27 protein-coding genes are annotated in these 24,320 nt (G+C 69.5%); 9 read left to right on the top strand and 18 right to left on the bottom strand.

All coding sequences use genetic code 11. The annotated features are described in order from the left end of the window. Together A5701_RS09685 and ruvC are read right to left on the bottom strand one after the other, a co-directional pair. On the bottom strand, positions 1-124 hold a 124-nt coding region (locus A5701_RS09685), incomplete at its 3' end, for an OB-fold domain-containing protein (protein WP_304528222.1). Beyond that, positions 121-675, bottom strand: a complete 555-nt coding sequence (gene ruvC / locus A5701_RS09680) for a crossover junction endodeoxyribonuclease RuvC (RefSeq protein WP_067751772.1) — start codon at positions 673-675, stop codon at positions 121-123. The genes ruvC and A5701_RS09685, both read right to left, overlap by 4 nt. A 180-nt stretch (positions 676-855) precedes the next feature. Between ruvC and A5701_RS09675 the strand changes: the two genes are divergently transcribed. Genes A5701_RS09675 through A5701_RS09655 form a run of 5 tightly spaced genes read left to right on the top strand, consistent with a single transcriptional unit; the run spans position 856 to position 4,488 of the window. Continuing rightward, entirely contained in the window at positions 856-1,467 is a 612-nt protein-coding gene (locus A5701_RS09675) for a DUF4178 domain-containing protein (protein WP_067751769.1), read from the top strand. 10 nt (positions 1,468-1,477) lie between these two features. Beyond that, positions 1,478-1,990: a DUF2617 family protein gene (locus A5701_RS09670; RefSeq protein WP_067751766.1), complete on the top strand. Its 513-nt coding sequence runs from the start codon at positions 1,478-1,480 to the stop codon at positions 1,988-1,990. After that, complete coding sequence (locus A5701_RS09665) at positions 1,987-2,418, top strand: DUF4247 domain-containing protein (protein WP_067751798.1); 432 nt, start codon at positions 1,987-1,989, stop codon at positions 2,416-2,418. The genes A5701_RS09670 and A5701_RS09665 overlap by 4 nt, the downstream gene beginning before the upstream one ends. A gap of 31 nt (positions 2,419-2,449) precedes the next feature. Then, complete coding sequence (locus tag A5701_RS09660) at positions 2,450-2,905, top strand: DUF350 domain-containing protein (protein ID WP_067751764.1); 456 nt, start codon at positions 2,450-2,452, stop codon at positions 2,903-2,905. Next, positions 2,902-4,488, top strand: coding sequence for a polyamine aminopropyltransferase (locus A5701_RS09655; protein WP_067751761.1), 1,587 nt, complete (start codon positions 2,902-2,904; stop codon positions 4,486-4,488). The genes A5701_RS09660 and A5701_RS09655 overlap by 4 nt, the downstream gene beginning before the upstream one ends. Before the next feature lie 29 nt (positions 4,489-4,517). On the opposite strand, the gene A5701_RS09650 is transcribed toward A5701_RS09655, so the two are convergent. The 4 genes from A5701_RS09650 to pdxS form a co-directional block, all read right to left on the bottom strand. After that, positions 4,518-5,273 (bottom strand): YebC/PmpR family DNA-binding transcriptional regulator, encoded by a 756-nt coding sequence (locus A5701_RS09650; RefSeq protein ID WP_067751758.1) that lies wholly within the window; start codon positions 5,271-5,273, stop codon positions 4,518-4,520. Positions 5,274-5,576: 303 nt separating this feature from the next. Further along, positions 5,577-6,173, bottom strand: a complete 597-nt coding sequence (gene pdxT / locus A5701_RS09645) for a pyridoxal 5'-phosphate synthase glutaminase subunit PdxT (protein ID WP_067751755.1) — start codon at positions 6,171-6,173, stop codon at positions 5,577-5,579. After that, positions 6,170-7,015 (bottom strand): acyl-CoA thioesterase II, encoded by an 846-nt coding sequence (tesB, locus tag A5701_RS09640; RefSeq protein WP_067751795.1) that lies wholly within the window; start codon positions 7,013-7,015, stop codon positions 6,170-6,172. Before tesB ends, pdxT begins: the two co-directional genes overlap by 4 nt. A 14-nt stretch (positions 7,016-7,029) precedes the next feature. Further along, complete coding sequence (gene pdxS / locus A5701_RS09635; RefSeq protein ID WP_156670025.1) at positions 7,030-7,941, bottom strand: pyridoxal 5'-phosphate synthase lyase subunit PdxS; 912 nt, start codon at positions 7,939-7,941, stop codon at positions 7,030-7,032. A gap of 220 nt (positions 7,942-8,161) precedes the next feature. Here pdxS and A5701_RS09625 point away from each other — a divergent pair, with 220 nt between their 5' ends. Both A5701_RS09625 and A5701_RS09620 read left to right on the top strand, forming a co-directional pair. After that, positions 8,162-9,244: a PPE family protein gene (locus tag A5701_RS09625; protein WP_082950104.1), complete on the top strand. Its 1,083-nt coding sequence runs from the start codon at positions 8,162-8,164 to the stop codon at positions 9,242-9,244. A 15-nt stretch (positions 9,245-9,259) separates the two neighbouring features. After that, entirely contained in the window at positions 9,260-10,459 is a 1,200-nt protein-coding gene (locus A5701_RS09620) for a PE-PPE domain-containing protein (RefSeq protein ID WP_067751745.1), read from the top strand. Between the two features lie 5 nt (positions 10,460-10,464). Here the strand turns inward: A5701_RS09620 and A5701_RS09615 are convergent, their stop codons facing one another. Genes A5701_RS09615 through thrS form a run of 6 tightly spaced genes read right to left on the bottom strand, consistent with a single transcriptional unit; the run spans position 10,465 to position 16,815 of the window. Continuing rightward, the gene (locus A5701_RS09615) at positions 10,465-11,502 is read right to left on the bottom strand and encodes an NUDIX domain-containing protein (protein WP_067751742.1); all 1,038 of its coding nucleotides are present in this window, start codon (positions 11,500-11,502) and stop codon (positions 10,465-10,467) included. Continuing rightward, positions 11,502-12,626, bottom strand: coding sequence for a glycosyltransferase family 4 protein (locus A5701_RS09610; RefSeq protein ID WP_067751739.1), 1,125 nt, complete (start codon positions 12,624-12,626; stop codon positions 11,502-11,504). Before A5701_RS09610 ends, A5701_RS09615 begins: the two co-directional genes overlap by 1 nt. Beyond that, on the bottom strand, positions 12,626-13,555 hold the full coding sequence (locus A5701_RS09605) for a phosphatidylinositol mannoside acyltransferase (RefSeq protein ID WP_067751792.1): 930 nt from the start codon (positions 13,553-13,555) through the stop codon (positions 12,626-12,628). The genes A5701_RS09610 and A5701_RS09605 overlap by 1 nt, the downstream gene beginning before the upstream one ends. A gap of 8 nt (positions 13,556-13,563) precedes the next feature. Further along, positions 13,564-14,196, bottom strand: a complete 633-nt coding sequence (gene pgsA, locus A5701_RS09600) for a phosphatidylinositol phosphate synthase (protein ID WP_067751736.1) — start codon at positions 14,194-14,196, stop codon at positions 13,564-13,566. Continuing rightward, entirely contained in the window at positions 14,193-14,768 is a 576-nt protein-coding gene (locus tag A5701_RS09595) for an HIT domain-containing protein (protein ID WP_067751732.1), read from the bottom strand. Before A5701_RS09595 ends, pgsA begins: the two co-directional genes overlap by 4 nt. Further along, positions 14,761-16,815 carry a threonine--tRNA ligase gene (thrS, locus tag A5701_RS09590; RefSeq protein ID WP_067751729.1) on the bottom strand — a complete coding sequence of 685 codons (2,055 nt, stop codon included), beginning with the start codon at positions 16,813-16,815 and terminating at the stop codon, positions 14,761-14,763. Before thrS ends, A5701_RS09595 begins: the two co-directional genes overlap by 8 nt. 35 nt (positions 16,816-16,850) lie before the next feature. Between thrS and A5701_RS09585 the strand changes: the two genes are divergently transcribed. Further along, positions 16,851-18,626, top strand: coding sequence for a sodium:proton antiporter (locus tag A5701_RS09585; protein WP_067751726.1), 1,776 nt, complete (start codon positions 16,851-16,853; stop codon positions 18,624-18,626). Between the two features lie 46 nt (positions 18,627-18,672). Here A5701_RS09585 and A5701_RS09580 read toward each other — a convergent pair whose 3' ends face one another. The 4 genes from A5701_RS09580 to A5701_RS09565 all read right to left on the bottom strand — a co-directional run bounded on the left by A5701_RS09580 (position 18,673) and on the right by A5701_RS09565 (position 22,314). Then, positions 18,673-19,911, bottom strand: a complete 1,239-nt coding sequence (locus A5701_RS09580) for an amidohydrolase (protein WP_197499168.1) — start codon at positions 19,909-19,911, stop codon at positions 18,673-18,675. A 16-nt stretch (positions 19,912-19,927) separates the two neighbouring features. Continuing rightward, positions 19,928-20,653, bottom strand: a complete 726-nt coding sequence (locus A5701_RS09575; RefSeq protein WP_156670024.1) for a trimeric intracellular cation channel family protein — start codon at positions 20,651-20,653, stop codon at positions 19,928-19,930. Positions 20,654-20,776: 123 nt separating this feature from the next. After that, positions 20,777-21,400, bottom strand: a complete 624-nt coding sequence (locus A5701_RS09570) for a PaaI family thioesterase (RefSeq protein WP_067751720.1) — start codon at positions 21,398-21,400, stop codon at positions 20,777-20,779. Positions 21,401-21,420: 20 nt separating this feature from the next. Next, a complete protein-coding gene (locus A5701_RS09565; RefSeq protein ID WP_067751717.1) occupies positions 21,421-22,314 on the bottom strand; it encodes an aldo/keto reductase in 894 nt (297 codons plus the stop codon). Between the two features lie 55 nt (positions 22,315-22,369). Here A5701_RS09565 and A5701_RS09560 point away from each other — a divergent pair, with 55 nt between their 5' ends. Next, positions 22,370-22,870, top strand: coding sequence for a DUF1990 family protein (locus tag A5701_RS09560; RefSeq protein ID WP_067751713.1), 501 nt, complete (start codon positions 22,370-22,372; stop codon positions 22,868-22,870). 137 nt (positions 22,871-23,007) lie between these two features. On the opposite strand, the gene A5701_RS09555 is transcribed toward A5701_RS09560, so the two are convergent. Next, positions 23,008-23,949, bottom strand: coding sequence for a nitronate monooxygenase family protein (locus tag A5701_RS09555; protein ID WP_067751710.1), 942 nt, complete (start codon positions 23,947-23,949; stop codon positions 23,008-23,010). A gap of 4 nt (positions 23,950-23,953) precedes the next feature. Continuing rightward, positions 23,954-24,298 carry a cupin domain-containing protein gene (locus A5701_RS09550; RefSeq protein ID WP_067751707.1) on the bottom strand — a complete coding sequence of 115 codons (345 nt, stop codon included), beginning with the start codon at positions 24,296-24,298 and terminating at the stop codon, positions 23,954-23,956. Positions 24,299-24,320 lie beyond the last annotated feature (22 nt).

Below are 24,320 nucleotides of genomic sequence, written 5' to 3'. Positions count from 1 at the left end.
TCCCGGAGCGCAGCGTCGCCAGCGTCGACGGCGTCGCGTTGACCCGGTAGCCGACGCCGGCGGCCTCGATCACCGCGTGGTCGAGCGCCACCTCGAGCACCTCACCGCGCACCGAGGCGATCATCGCGCGGCCTTCAGCTTGGCCAGGTACACGTGCCGCTGTTGCGCGGCCAGCGCTTCGGCCGCGGCCATCCGGGCCAGCATCGGCGCCCGCCAGCAGTGGCAGATGGCCAACGCCAGCGCGTCCGCGGCGTCCGCGGGAGTCGGCTTCGCTTGCAGCGCAAGGATTTTCGTGACCATCGCGGTCACCTGGGCCTTGTCCGCGGCACCGTTGCCCGTGACCGCGGCCTTGACCTCGCTCGGCGTGTGGAAGTGCACGTCGATGCCGCGCTTGGCCGCCGCCAGCGCGATCACCCCGCCGGCCTGCGCGGTGCCCATCACCGTCGACACGTTCAGCTGGGAGAACACCCGCTCGATGGCGACGACGTCCGGTTGGTGGGTGGCCAGCCAGTGCTCGACGGCATCGCTGATGGCCAGCAGCCTCTCGGCCAGCGGCGCGTCCGACGGGGTCCGCACCACGTCCACGTCCAGCGCGACCACGTTTCGTCCGCGCCCGCTTTCGACCACCGACAGCCCGCATCGGGTCAGCCCGGGGTCGACGCCCATCACGCGCATTGCCCGCTCCCACCTGTAGAACAGCTGTTCGATACCCTAGCGGCCGGGACCGACGGCTCCGCGGAGGACACGCGGCGGTACCGCCGATTCCGGCGCGCGACGTTACAGCGCCGAACTCGCGGAAAAGCTGTTAGCTTTACCCCACGTTCGCTCAAGACAGGTGGCAACGGAAGGGCTCGCGTGGGATCACTGCTGGTCGTTATCGCGATCGTGCTGTTCATCGCGTCCATCGTCGTACTCGTCATCGCTTTGCGACGCCCCAAGCAACCGAGTCCCCCACGCGGCCGCCAGGATCCGCTCTCGTTCAACGCGATGCCGGAATTCGGTCCGCGGCAACTCGGCCCCGGCGCGATCGTCAGCTACGGCGGCGTCGACTACGTCGTGCGCGGATCGGTGACCTACCGCGAGGGCCCCTTCGTGTGGTGGGAGCACCTGCTGGAGGGCGGCGACCAGCCGATCTGGTTCAGCGTCGAGGAGGACGACGGACGCCTCGAGCTGGCGATGTGGGTCAGCCGCAAGGACCTCACGCTGCAGCCGGGCGGCCAGTACGTCGTCGACGGGGTGACGTTTCACGAATCCGAACGCGGACGCGCCTCGTTCACCACCGAGGGCACCACCGGGCTGCCTGCGGGCGGCGAGATGGAGTTCATCGACTGCGCCAACTCCGATGAGTCCCTACTGCTCTCGTTCGAGCGCTGGGCGCCGGGCATGCCGTGGGAGGTCGCGACCGGCAAACCGGTGCTGACCGGCGAGCTGACCGTGTATCCGGCGCCCCCGCCCCCGTCCTCCTAGGAACGCGCCGGTGCCGCTTCATCAGCTCGCCGTAACTCCTTCGGACGTGTCCGGACAGAAGCTCGGACTCGCGCTCAACGCGCCCGCGCCGCCACCGCTGGCGACCAGCCTGCTGCACCACCCCGACGGCGGTGCGCTGCTGCTCGGGGTCCTCGGCGCGTCGCACGTCGTCACGGTCGAGCACGCCACGGGCCGCTTCTCCGAAGAGGTTTCGTGCACGGCGCGCGGCCTGGGCGTCGACCTGCCGGAACGCACGGCCGCGCCCGGCTACTCCCTGGAGTCGCGCACCGACACCTATGACGAGGGCGCCTTCCGCCGCCTGGCGCGCGACCTTCGTGACCGATGCGCGCGCGAAAAGGGTTGGCTCGGCGGCTCTTTCCCCGGAGACGACGCCGCGCTCACCGCCCTGGCCGCCGAACCCGACGCCGCGGGCTGGCGTTGGCGGACCTGGCACCTGTACCCGCGCAGCCTGGTCGGGTCCGGCGGACAGGTGGTCCACACGACCAGCCGGTGGCACCCGTGAGCCGCAACCGTCTGTTCGTGATAGCCGGCGTGCTCGCCGTCGCCGCCATCGTCTGCCTGGTCTTCGGAATCATCTTGTCGCAGAAGAACATTGCCTCCTACATCGCCGGCCACTATCACGAGTACGCCCACGACGCTAACGGGACGCGCTACGAATGCAGCGGCTCCGCCGACGACGTGGCCGACACGCTCGCCGAGCATCAGGCCCCCGAGGCGCGCGCCGCCAACGGCGACAACGAATACCTGCGCTACAGCAACAACATCGTGACCGTCGGCCCCGACGGCAACCACCCGTGCAGCATCCGCCTGGAAAGCCTGAACGCCGGATACAGCCACGGCGCCTTCATCTTTTTGGGCCCCGGCTTCACGCCCGGCTCCCCCTCGGGCGGCGCCGGCGGCAGCCCGGGTGGCCCGGGCGGAACCAAGTGACCTCTAGCCGGAAACGCAAAGGAGACAAACCATGTACCTCGCGATCGATTTCGGATCCACCAACCTCGGCACGATCACCCAGGGCGTGGTCGCCGTCGTCCTGTACTTCGCGGTCGGCGTCGTCGTCCTGATCGCCGGCTTCCTGATGGTGGACGTCCTCACCCCCGGCAACCTGCGTCAACTGGTGTTCATCGACAAGCGCCCGAACGCCGTCGTCCTCGCCTCGGCCATGTACATCGCGCTGGCCATCGTCATCATCAGCGCCATCGCCAGCAGCTACAGCCAGCTGGGGCAGGGACTCGTCGGCGTGGCGGTGTACGGGTTGGTGGGAGTCGTGCTGCAGGGCGGGGCGCTGCTGATCCTGCAGATCGCGGTGCCCGGTAAGTTTCGCGAGCACGTCGACGAGCCCGAGCTGCATCCGGCCGCTTTCGCCACGGCCACCATGCTGGTGGCCGTGGGAGGAGTGATCGCCGCCGCCATCTCATGACCTCGACGGAGAGCCGGCCACAGCCGTCGGTCGCCTCGACGCCGCTGCCCGGGCGGTGGCGGGCCGTCCTGCTGGCCGCCGTCGCGGCGTGCGCGGCGTCCGGCATCATCTACGAACTCGCTCTGCTGACGCTGGCGGCGAGCCTGAACGGCGGCGGCATCGTTGCCACCTCGTTGATCGTCGCGGGCTACATCGCCGCGCTCGGCGTGGGCGCCCTAGTGGTCAAGCCGCTCCTGGCGCACGCGGCGATCGCGTTCGTCGCGGTCGAGGTGCTGCTGAGCATCGTCGGCGGCCTGTCCGCCGCGGCGCTCTACACGGTGTTCGCGTTCATCGACGACGAGTCGATGTGGATGCTGGCGCTGGGCACGGCCCTGATCGGTGGGCTGGTCGGAGCCGAGGTGCCGCTGTTGATGACCATGCTGCAACGCGGCCGCAGCGGCGAGGCGCCCGACACCGGCCGGACGCTGGCCAACCTCAACGCGGCCGACTATCTCGGTGCGCTGCTCGGCGGCCTGGTGTGGCCGTTCCTGCTGCTGCCGCAGCTGGGCATGATCCGCGGCGCGGCGGCCACCGGCATCGTCAACCTGCTGGCCGCGGCCGTCGTGGCGATTTTCGTTCTGCGCCGGGTGGTTTCGGCCCGGCAGCTGGCGATGGCGCTGTGCGCGCTCGCCGCGGCGCTCGCGCTGCTGGCCACGCTGCTGGCGCGTTCGGCCGACATCGAGACGACGAGCAGACAACGGCTCTACGCCGACCCGATCATCGCCTACCAGCACTCGGCCTACCAGGAGATCGTGGTCACCCAACGCGGCAACGACATGCGGCTCTACCTGGACGGCGGCCTGCAGTTCTCCACCCGGGACGAGTACCGCTACACCGAAAGCCTGGTCTACCCCGCCCTGGGGGGAGGCGCCCGATCAGTCCTCGTGCTCGGCGGCGGCGACGGGTTGGTGGCCCGCGAACTGCTGCGGCAGCCGGGCATCACCAAGATCGTGCAGGTCGAGCTCGACCCCGCGGTGATCCAACTGGCGCGCACCACCATGCGCAGGGCCAACGGCGGCTCGCTGGACAGCCCGCGCGTCAAGGTGGTGATCGACGATGCGATGCGCTGGCTGCGCTCGCCGCACCCGGACGTCGTACCGCCCGGGGGTTTCGACGCGATCATCGTCGACCTTCCCGACCCGGACACCCCGGTTTTGGGCCGGCTCTATTCGACGGAGTTCTACGCGCTGGTCGGCCACGCGCTCGCCGCCGACGGGCTCATGGTCGTGCAGGCCGGCAGCCCGTTCTCGACGCAGACGGCGTTCTGGCGCACCACCTCGTCGATCCGCACGGCCGGCTATGCCCTGACGCCGTACCACGTCTATGTTCCGACGTTCGGCGACTGGGGATTCACGCTGGCGCGCCGCGGGTCCACGCCGCCGGCACCCACCGTGCCGCCCAACGCTCCCCCGCTGCGCTACCTCAATCAGCACGTGCTGGACGCCGCCACAGTGTTCCCCGACGACACCCGCCCACGCGCTTTGGACCCGTCAACGCTGGACAATCCGCGCATCGTCGAGGACATGCGGCACGGATACGACTAGGCCCGAGGGCGACGACCTGTGCCGGCCGGTCAGTCCTCGTCGAGCGCGGCCAGAACCTCGTCGGACAAGTCGACGTTGGTCCAGACGTTCTGCACGTCGTCGCTGTCCTCCAGGGCGTCGACGAGCTTGAACACCTTCCGGGCGCCGTCGACGTCCACCGGCACGCTGACCGAAGGTTGGAAGCTGGCCTCCGCGGACTCGTAGTCGATGCCGGCATCCTGCAGGGCGGTCCGCACGGCGACCAAATCTGTTGGCTCCGAGATGATTTCGAAGCTCTCACCCAGGTCGTTGACGTCCTCGGCGCCCGCGTCCAGCACGGCGGCCAGCAGGTCGTCCTCGGTCAGGCCGTTCTTCTCCAGCGTGACGACGCCCTTGCGGGTGAAGAGATAGGACACCGAGCCGGGGTCGGCCATCGTGCCGCCGTTGCGGGTCACCGCCACCCGGACCTCGCCGGCCGCGCGGTTCCGGTTGTCGGTCAGGCATTCGATCAGCACCGCCACGCCATTGGGCCCATAGCCCTCGTACATGATCGTCTGGTAGTCGGCGCCGCCGGCTTCCTCGCCGGCGCCGCGCTTGCGGGCGCGCTCGATGTTGTCGTTGGGCACCGACGTCTTCTTCGCCTTCTGGATGGCGTCATACAGCGTCGGGTTGCCCGCCGGGTCCCCGCCGCCGGTACGGGCGGCGACCTCAATGTTCTTGATCAGCCGGGCAAACTCCTTGCCCCGGCGCGCGTCCTTGACGGCCTTTTGGTGCTTGGTGGTGGCCCACTTGGAATGGCCGCTCATCGGTGTCTCTTACCTCTTCTGTGTTCGAAAGTTCGCCAGACGAGTCTACGTGCACGCTTGCTCGCGCCCGACCGGCCGCTGCCCTTGCGGCTCAGCCGCCCCAGCAGTCACAGGAACCCGGGCATATCCGCCTCCGCGAATGTGATATCGCCCGCGCTATCGATTTTTGGGGACCACCTCATCCCCGGGGAACCGCATCGGGTGTGCGCTCACGGCGCCAATCCCGCCGATTTCCCACCCTGGACGCACGCTGAGAGCCCTCGGCGCACACCCGACCCGCAATAGCGGCGACGGCCCGGTGCGTCAGGCGTGCCCGTTGACGACGTCCACGAAGAGCTGGTGGACGCGGCGATCGCCGGTCATCTCGGGGTGAAACGCCGTCGCCAGGTTTCTGCCCTGCCGCACCGCGACCGGGTGCCCCGACGCTTCGGCCAGCACCTGCACGCCCTCCCCGGCCCGCTCGACCCATGGGGCGCGGATGAACACCGCGCGCACCGGGCCGTCCAGACCGGCGAACGGTATGTCGCCCTCGAACGAATCGACCTGGCGGCCAAAAGCGTTGCGCCGCACGGTCATATCGATCGCCCGCAGTGGCAGCGCCTCGCGCCCGCCCGCGCCGGCGTCCAGGATCTCGCTGGCCAGCAGGATCATGCCCGCGCACGCGCCGTAAGCGGGCAGCCCGTCGGCCAGCAGCCCGCGCAGCGGTTCGAGCAGGTCCAGGTCGAGCAGCAGGTGGCTCATCGTGGTGGACTCCCCGCCGGGAATGACCAGGCCGTCGACCTTCTCCAGCTCGGCGCGGCGCCGCACCGGCATCGAATCCGCCCCGGCCTCGCCCAGCGCGGCCAGGTGCTCGCGGGTGTCGCCCTGCAGCGCCAGTACGCCGATGCGCGGCGCGTTCACTGCGCGGTCGGCTGAAACCCGCTCTGGAAGCGAGTCAGCCCCTCCTGCATGACCGCCGCCACCATCTCACCGGATTGGGTGAAGATCTTGCCTTGGCACAGCGAGCGCCCCCCGCTGGCCGACGGAGACGACTGGTCGTAGAGCAGCCACTCGTCGGCCCGGAACGCCCGCATGAACCACATCGCGTGGTCCAGGGACGCGACCTGCAGATGCTCGCGGACGTCGAGGTGGTTGACCTGCGCCGATCCCAGCAAGGTGAGGTCGCTCATGTAGGCCAGCGCGCAGATGTGCAGCACCGGGTCGTCGGGCAGCGGGTCGCGGTGGCGGAACCACACCTGCTGCTGGGAGGCCTTGCCGGGCAACAGCTGCAATTGGTCGCGCGGCACGATGCAGACGTCCCACTCCTCGAACTGCTTGAAGCCGGCGTCGTCGAACACCTTGATCGAGTCCAGGCCGGGCAGCCCGTCGGGAGGCGGCGCGGCCGGCATGACGTCCTGGTGGTGGATGCCCTCCTGGTCGGTCTGGAAGGACGCCCCCATGCTGAAGATGATTTCGCCGTGCTGAATGGCGTTGACGCGCCGGGTGGCGAACGAACCGCCGTCGCGGGTGCGTTCCACGATGAAGACCGTGGGCTCGTTGGCGTCCCCGGGCCGCAGGAAATAGCCGTGCAGCGAGTGCACCTGGTAGCGCGGGTCTACGGTGCGCACCGCCGAGACGAGCGACTGCCCGGCGACGTGGCCGCCGAACGTGCGCTGGAAATATCCCGACTCGGGGCTGAACACCCGGCCGCGGTAGATGTTGACCTCGAGTTGCTCCAGATCAAGGATCTCTTCGATCGCCACCAACAGCCCCCGGCTTACCAGCCGCGTTCGGCCAGCCGATGGGGCTGCGCGATCTGCTCGACGTTGATGCCCACCATGGCCTCGCCCAGCCCGCGCGACACCTTGGCCAGCACGTCCGGGTCGTCGTAGAAGGTGGTCGCCTTGACGATGGCGGCCGCGCGCTGCGCGGGATCCCCGGACTTGAAGATCCCAGAGCCGACGAACACCCCCTCGGCCCCGAGTTGCATCATCATCGCCGCGTCGGCCGGCGTGGCGATGCCGCCGGCGGTGAACAGGGTGACCGGCAGCTTGCCGGCCCGGGCCACCTCGACCACCAGCTCGTAGGGCGCCCGCAATTCCTTTGCGGCGACGAACAATTCGTCTTCCGACATCGAGGTCAGCCGGCGGATCTCGCCGCCGATGGCCCGCATGTGTGTGGTGGCGTTGGAGACGTCCCCGGTGCCGGCCTCGCCCTTGGACCGGATCATCGCCGCGCCCTCGCTGATGCGCCGCAGCGCCTCGCCCAGGTTGGTCGCGCCGCACACGAACGGCACGGTGAACTTCCACTTGTCGATGTGGTGGGTGTAGTCCGCGGGGGTGAGCACCTCGGATTCGTCGACGTAATCCACGCCGAGGCTCTGCAGGATCTGCGCCTCGACGAAGTGGCCGATGCGCGCCTTGGCCATCACCGGGATGGTCACAGCGGCGATGATGCCCTCGATCATGTCGGGGTCGCTCATCCGCGACACCCCGCCCTGGGCGCGGATGTCGGCGGGCACCCGTTCGAGCGCCATCACGGCGACGGCGCCGGCGGCCTCCGCGATGCGGGCCTGCTCCGGGGTGACGACGTCCATGATGACGCCGCCCTTGAGCATCTCGGCCATGCCGCGTTTGACCCGCGCCGTTCCCGTCTGATTGGCCTGGCTGGACTGTCCGCCGCTCTCCACTAGTTCCCGCTCTCCTTGAACCATCGGGCTTCCACTCTAGTGGTGGGAACAAACCGGTTTTGCCGCCGCTTCCATCAGTCACGCCAAGCGCCTGCGACGCGCGTCACATTGTGTTAAAAATTGCGTCAGCTATTTGCACAACCGCTGCTGCTGGTGCGAATCCCTGGGCGGGCAACCAAGGTCCCACCGGCCGAGGCGGTTGGCCGAGAAGAGGTCTCGGGTGTTGCCGGATTACGTGCTGTTGCCGCCGGAAATCAATTCGGCGCGGATGTACGCGGGGCCCCGCTCGGGGACGATGTGGGCGGCGGCGGCCGCCTGGGACGCGTTGTCCGCCCAGCTGGCGTCGGCCGCGAGTTCCTTCGAATTGACGGTCTCGACCCTGACCGGCGGCCCATGGCAGGGCCCCGCGTCGATGACGATGGCCACGGCCGCCGCCCCGTACGTGCAGTGGCTGACCGCGACGTCGGGGCAGGCCGAGCTGGTGGCCAACCAGACCCGGTTGTCGGCCGCGGCGTTCGAGGTGGCGTTCACCGCGACGGTGCCGCCGGAGGTCATTGCGGCCAACCGGGCGCTGCTGATGTCGCTGATCGCGACCAACATCCTGGGCCAGAACACCGCGGCGATCGCGGCGACCGAAGCGCAGTACGCCGAGATGTGGGCCCAGGACGTGGCCGCGATGACCGCCTACGACGCCAGCATCAAGTCGGCCGAGGCGACGTGGACGCCGTTCAGCAGCCCGCCCCTCACCCTGACCAGCCTGCCCACCCCGACGTTCACCTCCTTCGGCCAGGAACTCCTCCAGACGCTCAGCCAGTCGCTGACCCAGCAACTGATGAACCCGATGACGCAGCTGCAGATGCTTTCCACACCCGCCCAGTTCGCGATGGAACCGATGAACACGGTGATGGGCCAGCTGATGTCCAGCACCAATCCGCTGCTGGGCGGCGCCGGCAGTCTCCCCGCGATGGATCCGGTCCTGGCGTCCACGGCAAGTCCGGGCGCCGGCGGCCCCAGCCCCATCGCCGCCCAGCTCGCCGGGCGCCTCGTCTCGGTGAACGCGGGCCGGGCCGGCTCGATCGGGGCGCTGTCCGTGCCGTCGAGCTGGGCCGGCGCCGCGGCGCCGGCGACCGTCCCGACTCCGGCCGCCGTGGCTCCCGGCACCCCGATCACCCCCATTTCGGCGAGCCCGGCCACCGCGCCGCACCTGCCCTCCCCCGGCATTCCCGGGCGGGCGACGGCCGCCGTCACCCAGTCGATCGCCGGACCGCGCGAAAGTATCGCCGCGCGCCCGGCGCTGAGTTAGCAAGGCGGAGCGACCATGTCGTTCGTGATCACCGACCCCGACGCGATGGCGACGGCCGCCGACGAGTTGCAAGGGCTCGGCTCGTCCCTGCAGGCGACGAACGCGGCCGTGGCCGGACCGACGACGTCGGTGCTGCCGCCGGCCACGGATTCGGTGTCGGTGCGCGTGGCGACGATGCTCGACGCGCACGCCCAGCAGTACCAGGCGTTCAGCGCCCAGGCGGAGTTGTTCCACAACCAGTTCGTACAGACGCTGATCACCGCGAAGGACGCCTACGCCGAAACGGAAGCCACCAACGCCGCCGCCATGCAGTCGACGACGGGGACGCAGAAAATCGCGCTGATCATGGGCGGCACCGGGAATCCGTCGCCGGACCTGAAGTACATGACGTCCATCCAGCAGGCGTATCTCGCCACCAATTACTCCGACTACACCCTGGTGAGTTTGCGCACCCCCGAACAGTTTTGGCCGATCACCGGGCTCGGCAGCGAGACCTTCGGCAAGTCGGTCTATCAGGGCGTGGCGACGCTGAACTCCGCGATCCTGACTCAAACCGCGGCCGGCAATCACGTTGTGGTCGTTGGGTATTCGCAGAGCGCGACGATCGCCAGCCTGGAGATGCGGTACCTGCAGGCCCTGCCTGCCGCCCTACGTCCGAGTCAGGATCTGCTGAACTTCGTCCTGCTCGCCGACCCGAACAATCCGATGGGTGGCATTCTGACGCACTTCATTCCGGGCTTCGGCGCGTTCCACTTCGCCACCCCGCTCACCACGTCGTATGCGACGTCCATCTTCACGCTGCAATACGACGCGATCGCCAACTTCCCGGCGAACTGGTTGTGGCTTCCGTCGGACCTCAACGCCCTGTTCGGCTTCTTCGACCTGCACCACACGATGCCCTTCGTGTCCGCAGCGCAGGTCGCCGGCGCCATCCAGCAACACGTCGGCAATATGAGCTTCTACTTCATGCAGACCGCGCAGTTGCCGCTGCTGGATCCCATCCGGTGGGTCCCCATCCTCGGCAATCCGGTGGCTGATCTGCTGCAGCCGTTCATCAAACCGATCGTCGATTTCGGCTACTACGCGCCCGGGATTCTGCCCGGCCCGGTGAGCATCGCCGGATCCGTCGGCCAGGGCGTCACGTCCGGAATCGCCAGCCCGCTGGTGCTGGGGTTCCCCCCGCTGGCCTCCAACGGCTTGGCGAGCGGCTTCTAGCCGGGTCAGCGAATCGACACCAGCGGGCCCGGCGCCCGGCCGCCGGCCAGCGCGGCCGCGTCGACGAGCAGCTCGCCCAGCTGCCTCGGATACACCGTCTCCCCGGCGGCGGCCAGCCGGGCGATGTCAGCCGCGTCGCACCAGCGGTGGCCGTGAATGTAGCTGCGTTCCAAGTCGGTTCGGCCCGCACCGGACGGTTCGAACCGTTGGGTGCGGTAGACGAAGTAGAACTCTTCGCTGTCGATCAGCGAGCCGTTGAACTCGAAGACCTCGTCGCGCCGCCAGACCGGGCCCACCAGCTCTCCCGGTGCGGCCCTGAGTCCGGTCTCTTCGGCCAGCTCGCGGGCGGCCGCCTCGGCCAACCGCTCACCCCGCTGCACCTCCCCGCCGACGGTGATCCACCACTTCGGCGCGCTGCCGCGGCCGATCGCCGGATCGGAGCCGCGCAGCAGCAGCACCGCACCCGTCTCGTCGAGCAGCACCACGCGCGCCGACGTGCGGTGGCTGACCACCCCGTTGAAGGAGCCGACGTCGCCGTGGGCCAGCGCGTGGGGACGCTCGACGATCTCGAAATAGCTTGGCAGCGCGGCTGTCCCGCCGAGACGAAGGGTCCGCACCAGGAATCGCTCGCGCAGGGCAAGGGTGTCCCGGACCGCGTCGTTGTGGAAGCGGCGGGCCAGTAGCACCCGGGCCTCGGCATCGGCCAACTCGGCGATCAGCCCGGCCGGCAGCGAGGCCGGGTCGACGATCGCCAGCGCGGCCGAGAGCTCGTTCTCGCGCGACTCGCGCTCCTGCCGCGGCGCGGCCTCGGCGGCGTCGGCCAGCGCGGCCAACCGCCTGCCCTCCGAGGCACCGCCGTAGGCGTCGATGGCAACCGCACGGGCCACGACCGCGCGGCGCGCCAGAGCCCCGTCGAGCGCCTGCCATGACAGGTCGTAGCGGACGTGCAACCGGTCCAGGCGGTTGGCCGTCTGGTAGGCCCAGGCGCCCAGGACCGCCAGCAGCCCGACCAATACCGCGACGGCGACGGCGAGGCACGTCATCAGCTCGCCACCTGAACTTTGGCGCCGGTCGCCGCGACCGTCTCGTAGACGCGCATGATCTGGCTGGCCACCACCGACCAGTCGTAGCGCTTTACGGCGGCCGAACCGGCCGCCACATAGCGTTCGCGCAGCACATCGTTTTCTAGCACCGAGATGAGGGCGTCCGCCAGCGCAGCGCCGTCGCCGACCGGCACCAGGCACCCGACTTCGCCGTCGCGCAGCACCCGGCGGAAGGCGTCCAGGTCGCTGGCCACCACCGCGGTGCCCGCGGCCATGGCCTCGACCAGGACGATGCCGAAGCTCTCACCCCCCACGTGGGGCGCGCAGTACACATCGGCGCTGCGCATCGCCGACGCCTTCCCGGCGTCGTCGACCTGGCCGAGAAACCTTATGTGTTTCACCAATTCGCCCGCCTGCCCGCGCAATTCGGCCTCGTCGCCGCGGCCGACGATGAGCAGCTGGACGTCCGGAAAGTGCTGCACCACGCCGGGCAGCGCGTCGAGCAGGACCGACATGCCCTTGCGGGACTCGTCGTAGCGCCCCAGGAACAGCACCGTCTTGCCCGGCCGCGGGTAGCCGTCCAGCGGACGCGCCGAGGCGAAGGAGTCGACGTCGACGCCGTTGGGGATCTCGACCGCGTCGGTGCCCAGCGCCTCCATCTGCCAGCGACGGGCCAAGTCCGACACCGCGATCCGGCCGACGATCTTTTCGTGCATCGGTCGCAGGATGCCCTGAAAGACCGTCAGGGTCAGCGATTTGGTGGTCGAGGTGTGGAACGTCGCGACGATCGGCCCCTCGGCGATGTTCAGGGCCAGCATCGACAGGCTCGGCGCGTTGGGCTCGTGCAGGTGCAGCACGTCGAAATCGCCTTCGGCGAGCCATTTTTTGACCTTGCGATGGGTTGCCGGGCCGAACCGCAGCCGGGCCACCGAGCCGTTGTAGGGAATCGGGACGGCCTTGCCGGCGGAGACGACGTAGTCCGGCAGGGCCGCGTGCGGCGAGGCCGGCGCGAGGACGCTCACCTGTTGCCCGCGCTGACGCATCACCTCCGCCAGCTGCAAGACGTGCGACTGGACCCCGCCCGGGACGTCGAACGAGTAGGGGCAGACCATCCCGATGCGCATCAGGTCTCCCTGAGCCGCGCCTGCTTGGCTTCGGACAGGTCGGCCAGCCACTGCGGTTGCAGCATGTGCCAGTCCTCGGGGTGCGCGGCGATGTTCGCTGCGAAACGGTCGGCCAGCGCCTGGGTGATGGCGCCGACGTCGCCGCTGCTGCAGTCCAGTGGCGGGAACACGTGAAACCCCCACCCGTCGCCGTCGAACCAGCAGTGCACCGGAAGCAAGGCCGCCCCGGTCGCGACCGCCAGCTTCGCCGGTCCGGCCGGCATCCGGGTGGCCTCGCCGAAGAAGTCGACCTGCACACCGGTGCGGGTGAGGTCGCGATCGGCCATCAGGCAGACCAGTTGGTTCTCTCGCAGCCGATCGCACAGTACATCGAACGGCGGCCGCTCGCCTCCGGACAGCGGCAGCACCTCGAAGCCGAGGCTCTCGCGATAGCGGAGGAAACGCCGGTACAACGACTCCGGTTCCAGTCTCTCCGCGACGGTGATGAAGGTGCCGCGGGTCTGGGTGAACCACACCCCGGCCATGTCCCAGTTCCCGCTGTGCGGCAACGCGCAGATCGCGCCGCGGCCCGCCGCCAGCGCCGCGTCCAGGTTGCCGGCCCCCCGGAACGCGGCATCGAGTTCGCCGGACAGGGCGCGCAGGTCCATCGACGGCAGGCGAAACGCCTCCCTCCAGTAGCGGGCGTAGGAGGCCAGCGACGCCCGCATCAGGTCGTCGGGCACCTCTGCCGGCGCGACGCCGGTGACGCGGGCCAGGTTCTTGCGCAGCTGCGCCGGGCCGCCACGGCGCGCCGCGTAACGCGCCCCGGTCTCGAACACGGAGCGCGCCGCGAATTCCGGCATCGCCCGCACGGCCATCCAGCCGGCCGCGTACGTCCAATCGCTCGCGGTGCCGGACACCAGCCGCCGCGGCGCGGTGATCAAACCCATCCCCGGGATCACGGCATGCGCTCCGTCGCTCCGGGCGAGGTCCACACCGTGCGCAGCCGCTGCACGCAGGTCACCACGCTCGCCACCGCCAGCAGCCACATGGCCACCGGCAGGGCGGGCGGCCAGGCCACGAACGGGAAGTCCGCCACGCCGGCGCCGACCAGGACGATGATCAACCGTTCCGGGCGTTCGATGATGCCGCCGTCTCCGCGCAACCCGCTGGCCTCGGCCCGCGCCTTGATGTACGAGATGACCTGCGAGGTGACCAGGCAGATCATGGTCGCCACCGCGAGCGGCTTGTCGTGCATGCCGAAGGCCACCCACCACAGCAGGCCGCAGAACACCGCGCCGTCGCTGACGCGGTCGCAGGTGGCGTCCAGCACGGCGCCGAACCGGGTGCCGCCACCGCGCTCGCGGGCCATGGCGCCGTCGAGCATGTCGAACAGCACGAAGAACCACACCACGCAGGCACCGGCGAACAACTTGCCCATCGGGAACAGCGCGAGCGCCCCGGCCACGGACCCCGCGGTGCCCAGCACCGTCACCACGTCCGGGGTCAATCCCATCCGCAGGCACGCTTTGGCGGTCGGCGTGGTGAGCCGCGCGAACGCCGCCCGCGAGAGGAACGGCACCTTGCTCATGACTGGTTAGCCCACTCCGCGGCCAGCAGCCGGCGGGTTTCGCGCAGCAGCTGAGGGATCACCTTCGAGCCGCCGATGATGGTGATGAAGTTCGCGTCGCCGCCCCAACGCGGCACGACGTGCACATGCAGGTGCTCGGCCAGCGACCCACCCGCCGACGTGCCGAGGTTGAGGCCGACGTTGAAGCCGTGCGGCCGCGACACGTTCTTGATCACGCGAATGGCCTTCTGCATGAAGGCCATCAACTCCGCGCTCTCCTCGTCGGTGAGGTCCTCGAGCTCGGACACCCGTCGATACGGCACCACCATCAGGTGCCCCGGGTTGTACGGATAGAGGTTGAGGACCGCGTAGACGAGTTCACCGCGCGCGACCACCAGGCCTTCCTCGTCGGAGAGTTGCGGGATGTCGGTGAACGGCTGCTCGGTCTTGCCCGAAGAGTCGGGGTCGCGCTTCATCGGCGCTTCGGCCAGATAGGTCATCCGGTAGGGCGTCCACAGCCGCTGCAGGTGGTCACTCTCGCCGACGCCGGTGTCCAGGATGGTGTCCTCGGCGCGTTCCTTGGGCTCACTCACCGCCGGTCACCTTCACCAGTTCGGCTGTGGGGGCGGCATTCTCGCGTTCGGCGATCCAGGCCACGATGGCGTCGACGGCACTCTCGCGGGGCACACCGTTGATCTGCGTGCGGTCGCCGAAGCGGAAGCTCACCGCCTTCGCCTGGACGTCGCGGTCACCCGCCAGCAACATGAACGGCACCTTCTGGCCCGTGTGGTGCACGATCTTCTTGGCCATCCGGTCGTCGCTGCTGTCAACCTCCACCCGCACGCCGTGCGACTTCAGCTGCGCCGCAATGCTTTCCAGGTAGGCCACGTGTTCGTCTGCGACGGGAATCCCGACCACCTGAACCGGCGCGAGCCACGCCGGGAACGCCCCCGCGTAGTGCTCGGTGAGGATGCCGAAGAACCGCTCGATCGACCCGAACAGGGCGCGGTGGATCATCACCGGCCGCTGACGGGTCCCGTCCGGGGCCGTGTACTCCAGCTCGAAGCGCTCCGGGAAGTTGAAATCCACCTGGATGGTCGACATCTGCCAGCTGCGGCCCAGCGCGTCGCGGGCCTGCACGGAAATCTTCGGGCCGTAGAACGCCGCGCCGCCCGGGTCGGGAACCAGTTCCAGGCCCGACTCGGCCGCCACCTCCGCCAGTGAGTTGGTGGCCTGCTCCCACATCTCGTCGGAGCCGACGAACTTCTCCGGGTCCTTGGTGGACAGTTCCAGATAGAAGTCCTCCAGGCCGTAGTCGCCGAGCAGCTCGAGCACGAACCGCAGCAGCGACGCCAGTTCACCGTGCAACTGGTCGCGCGTGCAGAAGATGTGCGAGTCGTCCATGGTGAATCCGCGCGCCCGGGTCAGCCCGTGCACCACGCCGGACTTCTCATAGCGGTAGACGGTGCCGAACTCGAAGAGCCGCAACGGCAGTTCGCGATACGACCGGCCCCGGGACCGGAAGATCAGCGTGTGCATGGGGCAGTTCATCGGCTTGAGGTAGTAGTCCTGCCCGGGCTTGCGCACCGTTCCGTCGTCGTTCAATTCGGCGTCGAGGTGCATGGGCGGGAACATCCCGTCGGCGTACCAGTCCAGGTGGCCCGAGGTGTGGAACAGCTGCGCCTTGGTGATGTGCGGGGTGTTGACGAATTCGTACCCGGCCTCGATGTGCTTGCGTCGCGAGTACTCCTCCAGCTCCCTGCGCACCACCCCGCCTTTGGGGTGGAAAACCGCCAGCCCCGAACCGATTTCGTCGGGGAAGCTGAACAGATCCAGCTCGGTCCCCAGCTTGCGGTGGTCGCGCCGCTGGGCTTCGGCGAGCAGCTCGAGGTGGCGGTCCAGCGCCTCCTGCGACTCCCACGCGGTGCCGTAGATGCGCTGCAGGCTCGCGTTCTTCTGGTCCCCGCGCCAATACGCGGCGGAGCTGCGGGTCAGCTTGAACGCCGGGATGTGCTTGGTGGTCGGGATGTGCGGCCCCCGGCACAGGTCGCCCCAAACCCGTTCCCGGCTGCGGGGATTGAGGTTGTCATAGGCGGTGAGCTCGTCGCCGCCGACCTCCATGATGTCGGGATCGCCGGACTTGTCGTCGACCAGTTCCAGCTTGTAGGGCTCGTTGGCCAACTCGGAGCGTGCCTGGTCCTTGGACTCGTAGACGCGCCGCTCGAACAGCTGCCCCTCCTTGACGATCTGGCGCATCCGCTTTTCCAGCGCCGCCAGATCCTCCGGCGTGAACGGCTCGGCCACGTCGAAGTCGTAGTAGAAGCCGTCGGTGATGGGCGGCCCGATTCCGAGCTTCGCGTGCGGGAACATGCCCTGAACCGCCTGGGCGAGCACGTGCGCGGCCGAATGCCGGATGACGCTGCGCCCCTCGTCGGTGTCGGCCGCCACCGGCACCACCTCGGTATCGGAGTCGGGCACCCAGCTCAGGTCGCGCAGCTTTCCGTCCGCGTCGCGGACCACGACGATCGCGTCGGGCGCCCCGCGGCCCGGCAGCCCCGCCTCCCGCACCGCGGCCGCGGCGGTGGTCCCGGCGGGCACCCGGATCGGGGCTGCTGGGGACGGGTTTGCGGGGGCGCTCATCGCGTGGGTTCTCCTAGGTCGGTGGGTCGACGACCATGCTATCGGGGCGCCCCGCGGCCAAGCAGGGCCGTCGAGCAGTGCGGCAACGTCGCGCGGCGACGACGCCCGCAGCAAATTGTCGGCAGAATGGGACCGTGGGGGCGCAGACGGCTTTGGCATTGCTGCTCGCCGCCGTCGGCGCCATCGTGGTGATGAACTGGGTCAGCGACCGCACCGGACTCCCCAGCGCGGGCCTGCTCACCCTCGTCGGCATCGGTTACGGGTTGCTGCCCGGGCCGAATGTCGGCCTGCGGCCCGACATCGTGATGACCTGCATATTGCCGCCTTTGCTCTACAACGCGGCGCTGGAGTCGTCGCTGGTCGGGATACGCCGCAACTTGCGCACGGTCATCAGCCTGTCGGTCATCCTCGTTCTGCTGACCGCGGCATCGGTCGGCGCCGCCTTCGCCCTGCTGGTCACCGGTGCGACGCTCGCGGCGGGTGCGGTGCTGGGCGCGGCGGTGGCACCCACCGACCCCGTGGCCGCGCTCGCGGTCGCCCGCAAGGTCGGCCTGCCGCTCAACATCGTCACCCTCATCGAAGGTGAGGGGCTGCTCAACGACGCGACGGCCCTCACCACCTTGTCGGTGGCCATCACCGTGGCCAGGGGTGCGGACTTCTCGTTCCCGTTCGCGATCCGGGAGTTCGCCCTGGCCGCCGTGGGAGGCCTGGCGATCGGGCTGGTGTTCGCTTGGTGCCGCCGCCTGTTGCGGCGGGTGCCGCACGATGTGATGACGGCCAACGCGATCTCGCTGGCCACACCGTTCCTGGCCTATCTGGCGGCCGAGAAGGTGCACGCGTCGGGTGTGCTGGCGGTTGTGGTGTGCGGGTTGGTCGTCGGGCACGACTCGCCGCGGTCGGAGTCCGGGGCGAGCCGGTTGCAGACCCGGGCCGTGTGGCGGTTGGCCAACTTCCTCCTCGAGGGCCTCGTTTTCCTGCTGATCGGTCAGCAGTTCCCGGCCATCCTCGACGGCCTGCGCGGCTACCCGGTGTCGACCATCGTCGTGGCGACCACCGTGACCACCGCGGCGGTGCTGCTGGTGCGGCCGCTGTGGCTGATGCTCACGCAGTCACTGCCCCGGTCACTGCACACCAGGCTCGGGAACGTCACGGGGACCGCCGACGATGACGACGACCATGACGAGCCGGCCCAAGCCCCTCCCCGGCGCGACCGCAACGCCGAGAGACTCAGTGGCCGTGAGATTTTCGTACTGAGCTGGGCCGGCACCCGAGGCGTCGTCAGCCTCGCCGCGATCTTCGCCGTGCCCTTCGCCACCGACAGCGGCGCACGGTTTCCCGTCCGGGATCTGTTGCTGTTCTGCACGTTGGTGGTCGTGCTGGTGACGCTGATCGGGCAGGGCAGCACTTTCGGGCCGGTCGTGTGTGCCCTCGGCGTTCACGCGAAGGCCGTGGACGAAGTGCGCCTGCGTAATCGGGCGCGCACGGCCGCCGTGCGCGCCGCCCTCGAGACCCTCGACGAGCTGGGTCACAAAAGCGAAGCGGACGCCAGGGCGATCGACGTTGTGCGAAGGCAGTTGCGCGCCCGGCTCGAGCGGTATCAACGTCGGCTCGATCTGCTGTCGGATTCCGACGACGTACCGAACTATCCCGAATACGAGGCGGCCGTCGCGATCCGGCGGGTGGCCATCGATGCCGAGCGCGACGAACTCGTGCGCTGGCGTGACGCGGGCATGCTGCCCGATCGGAGCCTTCGGGTGCTCGAACGCGAACTCGATCACGAAGAGGTGACGTTGCCGACCACCCGGCTCTGAGACCGGCGCGGCCGGTGAAGATCCCAATGCGGTTGCCGCCCAACGGTTATGACGGCGCAAGCCAAACCAGCGCGGCGACCGTCAGCGCCTGGGTCCCGGTGTCGAGGGTGGGCTGGATAACCGGCGCGAACGCGGGCGAATGGTTGACCGGGATGTCCTCGCTGGCGCGACCCGCGCTCACCGCCTGGTGATAGGTGTCGGGATCGGCGCCGCCGATACCCCAATAGCAGTAGGGCGTCCCCAGCGCCGTCGGAATGTCGCTGAAGTCCTCGCTCGCGGCCTGAAGCGGCAGCTCGCATGATCGCTCGCGGAAGAAATCGTCGAACGCGGCCCGCACCCGCTCGGTGACCGTGGAATCGTTGACCGTCGCCGGATAGTGATCGAAAAGCTCGAAGTCGGGATCCATCGGGGATCCGGACGCCTGGCATTCGGCGGTCACGATGCGCCGGATCGCATCCAGGACCCTGCCGCGGGTCTGCTCGCTGAAGGCGCGCAGGTTCAGCTCCAGCACGGCGTGGTCGCCGATGATGTTGCTCTTGGTTCCCGCCTCGATCCGGCCGATGGTCAGCACGGCCGAATCGGTCGGCGCGACCTCGCGGGAGACTACGGTCTGCAGCCGGATCACGATCATGGCGGCGAGCACCACCGGATCGACGGTGGCCTGGGGCATCGAGCCGTGGCCGCCGCGGCCATACACGGTGATCCGCATGCTGTCCGCGGTGGAGAGGACGGGCCCGGGTCGTGTGCCCACCCGACCGGCCGGAAAAGGCAGGACGTGCTGGGCGAGGGCGACGTCGACACGGCCGACCAGCGTTGCGAGATCGTCGTCGAGCATGGCGCGGGCGCCGTCACCGACCTCCTCGGCGGGCTGGAACAAGGCGATCACGGTGCCCTTCCACTCACCGCGGGCACCGGCCAGCAGCGCGGCCGCCCCGAGCAGGCAGGTCACGTGCACGTCGTGGCCGCAGGCGTGCATCACCGATACCCGGTTGCCGTCCGCATCGGTGGCGGTGGCGGTGCTGGCATACGGGAGGCCGGTGTCTTCCTTGACGGGCAGCGCATCCATGTCGGCCCGCAACAACACGGCCGGGCCGTCGCCATTGCGCAGAATCCCGACGACGCCGGTGCCGCCGATGCCGTCGTGCACGTCGTAGCCGAAGCCACCCAGCCGCCGGGCCACGGCCGCAGCGGTCTCGCGCTCCTGGTGTGACAGCTCCGGGTGTTGGTGCAGATTGCGGTAGAACTCCTCCTGCCAGGCACGGGCGTCACGCAGCCCCGCGAGCACCCGCGTGAACACCGAGTTAGCGGCTGTCCCCATCGTTGAGGCCCTCCTCCGTCTGGTGGTCCCGGGGCGCCGGCGGGCGGGAGCGCCGCCGCGAGAAAAGCGTCGGCGGCGACCAGGCACCCACGGCGGGCAACATCCAGCCACGCCACTGAGCAAGCCAGCACAGCACCGTCCCGGTCAGTGTGCCCACCAACAGCCCGGGGGTTGGGTGGTCGCGGTAGTTGAAGAGCACGAGCACGCCGCTCGCCGCGAGGGCGCAGGTGGCGTACAGGGTGTTTCCGCCGAAGATCCCCGGGACGCGACGCATCACGATGTCCCGCGTCGCTCCGCCGCCGACCGCGGAGATCGTGCCCAGCAGCAGCGCCGCCAGCCAGCCGAGCCCCACGGCCAGCGTCTTGTGCGCACCGGTTGCCGCCCAACATCCCAATGCCAGCGCGTCCACGATCGGCCATACCCAGTTCCACACCCGGCCCTCGACCCGGAAGGCGAACGCGAACGCCGCCCCGGCGAGGGCGGTCAGCAGATAGGCGTAGTCGGTGAGCGCGACCGGGGTGCCACGCTGCAGCAGAGTGTCGCGGAGCATGCCACCCCCCAGACCCGACAACACGGCGAGGGCCGCGAACCCGACGGGGTCCAGCTTCTCCTTCCGCGCGATCACGCCGGCCAGCAGGGCGTTGCCGAACACCCCGGTCAGGTCGACCGCACGGAACAGGTCCGCCATTGTCAGGCCGGCGGGCGTCACACCGAAACCCCTTTCCCCGGCCGGGCCGGGTATCCGCGCAGACCGGACCGACGCACCTGGGCGCACGACCACCGGGTCTCACCGAAATTGCTGCGGTGCAACGGTGTTCGATGCAACATCGCGCTAGGGTTGGCCGGGTTTGAGCCGCACGAACAGGGCGTCGGCTTCGGTCAGCAGCGTGTCGCCGTCGGTCAGCCGGCCGGAGACGAAGATCTTGCGCCCGTCCACCCGGTCGACGCCGGCGTCAAACTGCAGCTCCTTTTCGATGGGCACGATGTTGCGGTAGTCGATCTTGAGGTAGGCCGTGCGCTGGCGCCGGCTCCCGGTGAGCAGAACCGCCGTCAGGCCGAGGACGGTGTCGAACAGCATGCCGAGCGAACCGCCGTGCACCGCGCCGTTGCGCCCCAGATGGAACCGGGCGAAACGCGCCCAGCCGTGCACGCGGCCGTCGTCACCCCTGCGGGCGGACATGGGAACCGTCAGGACGTTGCCGCGCATCGGCAGGTCCATGCGGCGGCCCGAGGGCGCCGCCCACTCGTCGGCGTCGTACGGGGCGAGCAACTCCGAGAGCTTCTCCAGCTGGTTCGCCGCCTCGGTGATCACCTGGTCGGGGGCGTCGACGGCGCGAGCGTGGTCCTGCAGCTTGCGCACGGCCTCGATGAACCGGCCGTAGTCGGGACCGCCCTTGGTCGTCGGTTCGGGCGGGTTGAACCCGCCGCCAGAGTGCCTGGCCTGTCCGCTACTCACCCGGACACCGTATCCGGTGGTCAGACGGTGTTCTGACCTCCCGCGGTCGACAGCGCCTCGAACTCGTCGTCGCTCAGCTCGATCTGGGCGGCGGCGACGTTCTCCTCCAGGTGCGCCACCTTGGACGTGCCCGGGATCGGCAGCATCACCGGCGACCGTTTCAGCAGCCAGGCCAGCGCCAGTTGGGACGCGCTCGCGTGGTGCTCGCCGGCGATGCGTTGCAGCGGGCCGTCGGGGGCGGCCAGCGGCCCGGCCGCCAGCGGGAACCACGGGATGAAGCCGATGCCCTGGCTGGTCGCGGCGTCCAGCAGCGGTTCGGCCCCGCGGGCGGACAGGTTGTACATGTTCTGCACCGAGACGATCTCGGTGATCCGCTGGGCCTCGGTGAGCTGATCGACGTTGACCTCGGACAGGCCGATGTGGCGGATCTTGCCCTCGTTCTTCAGCGCCAGCAGCTCGCCCACCTGGTCGGCCAGCGGAAAGTCACGGTCGATGCGGTGCAGCTGGAACAGGTCGATCGTGTCGACGCCCAGGCGGCGCAGGCTCATCTCGCATTCCTGGCGCAGATAGCTCGGGTTGCCCAGTGGGATCCAGACGTCGGGGCCGGTGCGCAGCAGACCCGCCTTGGTCGCGATGACCAAGCCGTCGTAGGGATGCAGCGCCTCGCGAATGATCTCCTCGGCGATGTACGGGCCATACGAGTCGGCGGTGTCGATGAAGTTCACGCCGAGTTCGACGGCGCGCCGCAGCACGCGGACCGCTTCGTCGCGGTCGGCGGGCGGGCCCCAGACGCCCTTGCCGGTCAGGCGCATGGCACCGAAGCCGAGCCGGTTGATGGTCAGGTCGCCGCCGAGTGTGAACGTTCCGGACGCTTGGCTTTTTGGTGCAACGGTTTCGGAGTTTTGTGCAGTCACTTTTACGACCGTACGCCGTAAATGTGGCCCCATCTCGGCGTGGCAAGCTGGACGGGTGGACTTGGGAGCGCTCGAGGAACTGCCGTTGACCTACCCCGAGGTGGGGGCGACCGCATCCGGCAATTTGCCCGCCGGATACGGCCACCTGCACACGGAGAAGCAGATCGGCACCGGGCAGCAGCGCTTCGAACGCGCCGCCGACGCCGTCATGCGCTGGGGCATGCAGCACGGCGCCGGCCTGCGGGTGCGGGCCAGCTCTGAGGTTGCCGAGGTCGGCACGGTCGTGGTGGTGCGCATGGGTTTTCTGCCCGCGCCATGCCGGGTGGTGTACGTCATCGACGAGCCCGACATCCGCGGATTCGCCTACGGCACACTGCCCGGACATCCGGAGTCAGGCGAGGAACGGTTCGTCGTCCGGCGGGACCCCGCGACCTCCGCGGTGTTCGCGGAGGTAACGGCGTTCTCGCGGCCGGCGACCTGGTGGAGCAAGGCCGCCAGGCCCGTGGTGTCGGTGGCTCAGCGCCTCATCGCCAAGCGCTATCTGCGTGGGGTCTGAGCCGGCAGCGCCGGCGTCCGCCGCCGAGTGTCACGCGAGCGTGTCTCCCGCCGCCGAGCGTCAGGCCAGCGTGGCTCCCGCCGTCGAGCCGGGGCTCCGCCCGCTTGCGGGGGACACGCCAGCGTCGCGGGTGGACGCTAGGAACCCCAGCGAGCCAGCAAACACTCTGCGCCCGAACACATTTCGTCGATCACCTCGGCCACCGACGCGTCGTCGCGGATCATCCCGACGCCCTGACCGGCGTCCACCGGGGCGACCCGGCGGTCGTCGGCGGCGATCGAGGCCTCGAGTTCGTCGCAGGCCTGCGGGTTGAGCGCGTCCTCCTTGCCGGTCCAGCGCTCGACGAAGTCGTTGGTCAACACCCGCGACGGGAACCGCGCGGGCCACGGCCGCGCCTGGGCGACGTCGAAGGCCCGGGTGACCGCGGTGTCGGTGGCCCGGGCCGCGATCAGCGCACGGCGGCTGCCGTCACCGGAGAGCGCCTCCGGACACGCGGCCAGGCGGGTGCCCACCCACGCCCCGCTCGCCCCGGCGGCCAGCACGGCGGCCAGGCTGCGCGCCGACGCCACGCCGCCCCCCGCGAGGACAGGCACCGAGACGGCGTCCAACACGGTGTCCAGCAACGGCAGCGTCGCCAGCGTCGTCTCACCGTGCCCGCCGCCCTCCGATCCGCGGGCCACCAGGATGTCGACGCCCGCGTCGGCCGCCTGGAGAGCGCCGAGGCCGTCGTAAACCTGTGTGGCGGTGGGGATTCCGGCGTCGTGCGCCTTCGCGACCCACGACCAGTCGGTCCCGAAACTGACCGACAGCAGGGCCGGACGCGCCGCCAGGGCATCCTCGAACAGGCCCGCCTCGGTACGCATCACCCAATCGACCAGGCCGATGCCGAACGTCCCACGCACGTGCTGCAGCTGGGTTTTCAGCAGTTCCCTCGTCGCCACGCTGCCCATGCCGACCATGCCCAGGCCGCCGGCCGCCGTGACCGCCGCGGCCAGCCGGCCCCCGGCGACCCCGCCCATCGGCGCGTTGACGATCGGTACCCGCAGCCCGAATTCCCTTGACCAGGGCGTCGAAAGCATGCGGCTAGTGAGCCGACGGCAGGGTCTTGAGCACCGTCAGCATGACCACCGAATCCTCGACCGCGCGCAGGGCGTGCCGCTCCGCCGGGATCGCGACGTAGTCGCCGGTTTTGCCTTCCCAAGCGTCATCACCGGCTGTCAGGCGCACGTGGCCCTGCAGCACCTGCAGCGTCGCCTCGCCGGGGCTGTCGTGTTCGGAAAGTTCATGCCCGCCAAGCAAAGCCAGCACAGTCTGCCGGAGCTCGTGGGTGTGGCCCCCATGGATGGTGTGGGCGGCCCGGCCGCTGTGGGTTTCCTTGGCCTCGGCCAGCTTTTCGGACGCGAGGCTGGTCAACGAAATCGATTCCATAGCTGAGTCCTTTGTGGTTGAG

This window comes from Mycobacterium sp. E3305 (genome assembly GCF_001666785.1).
Lineage (GTDB): Bacteria > Actinomycetota > Actinomycetes > Mycobacteriales > Mycobacteriaceae > Mycobacterium.
Note: the sequence above shows the minus strand (reverse complement) of the source record. Positions and strands in the feature narration are given on the sequence as shown.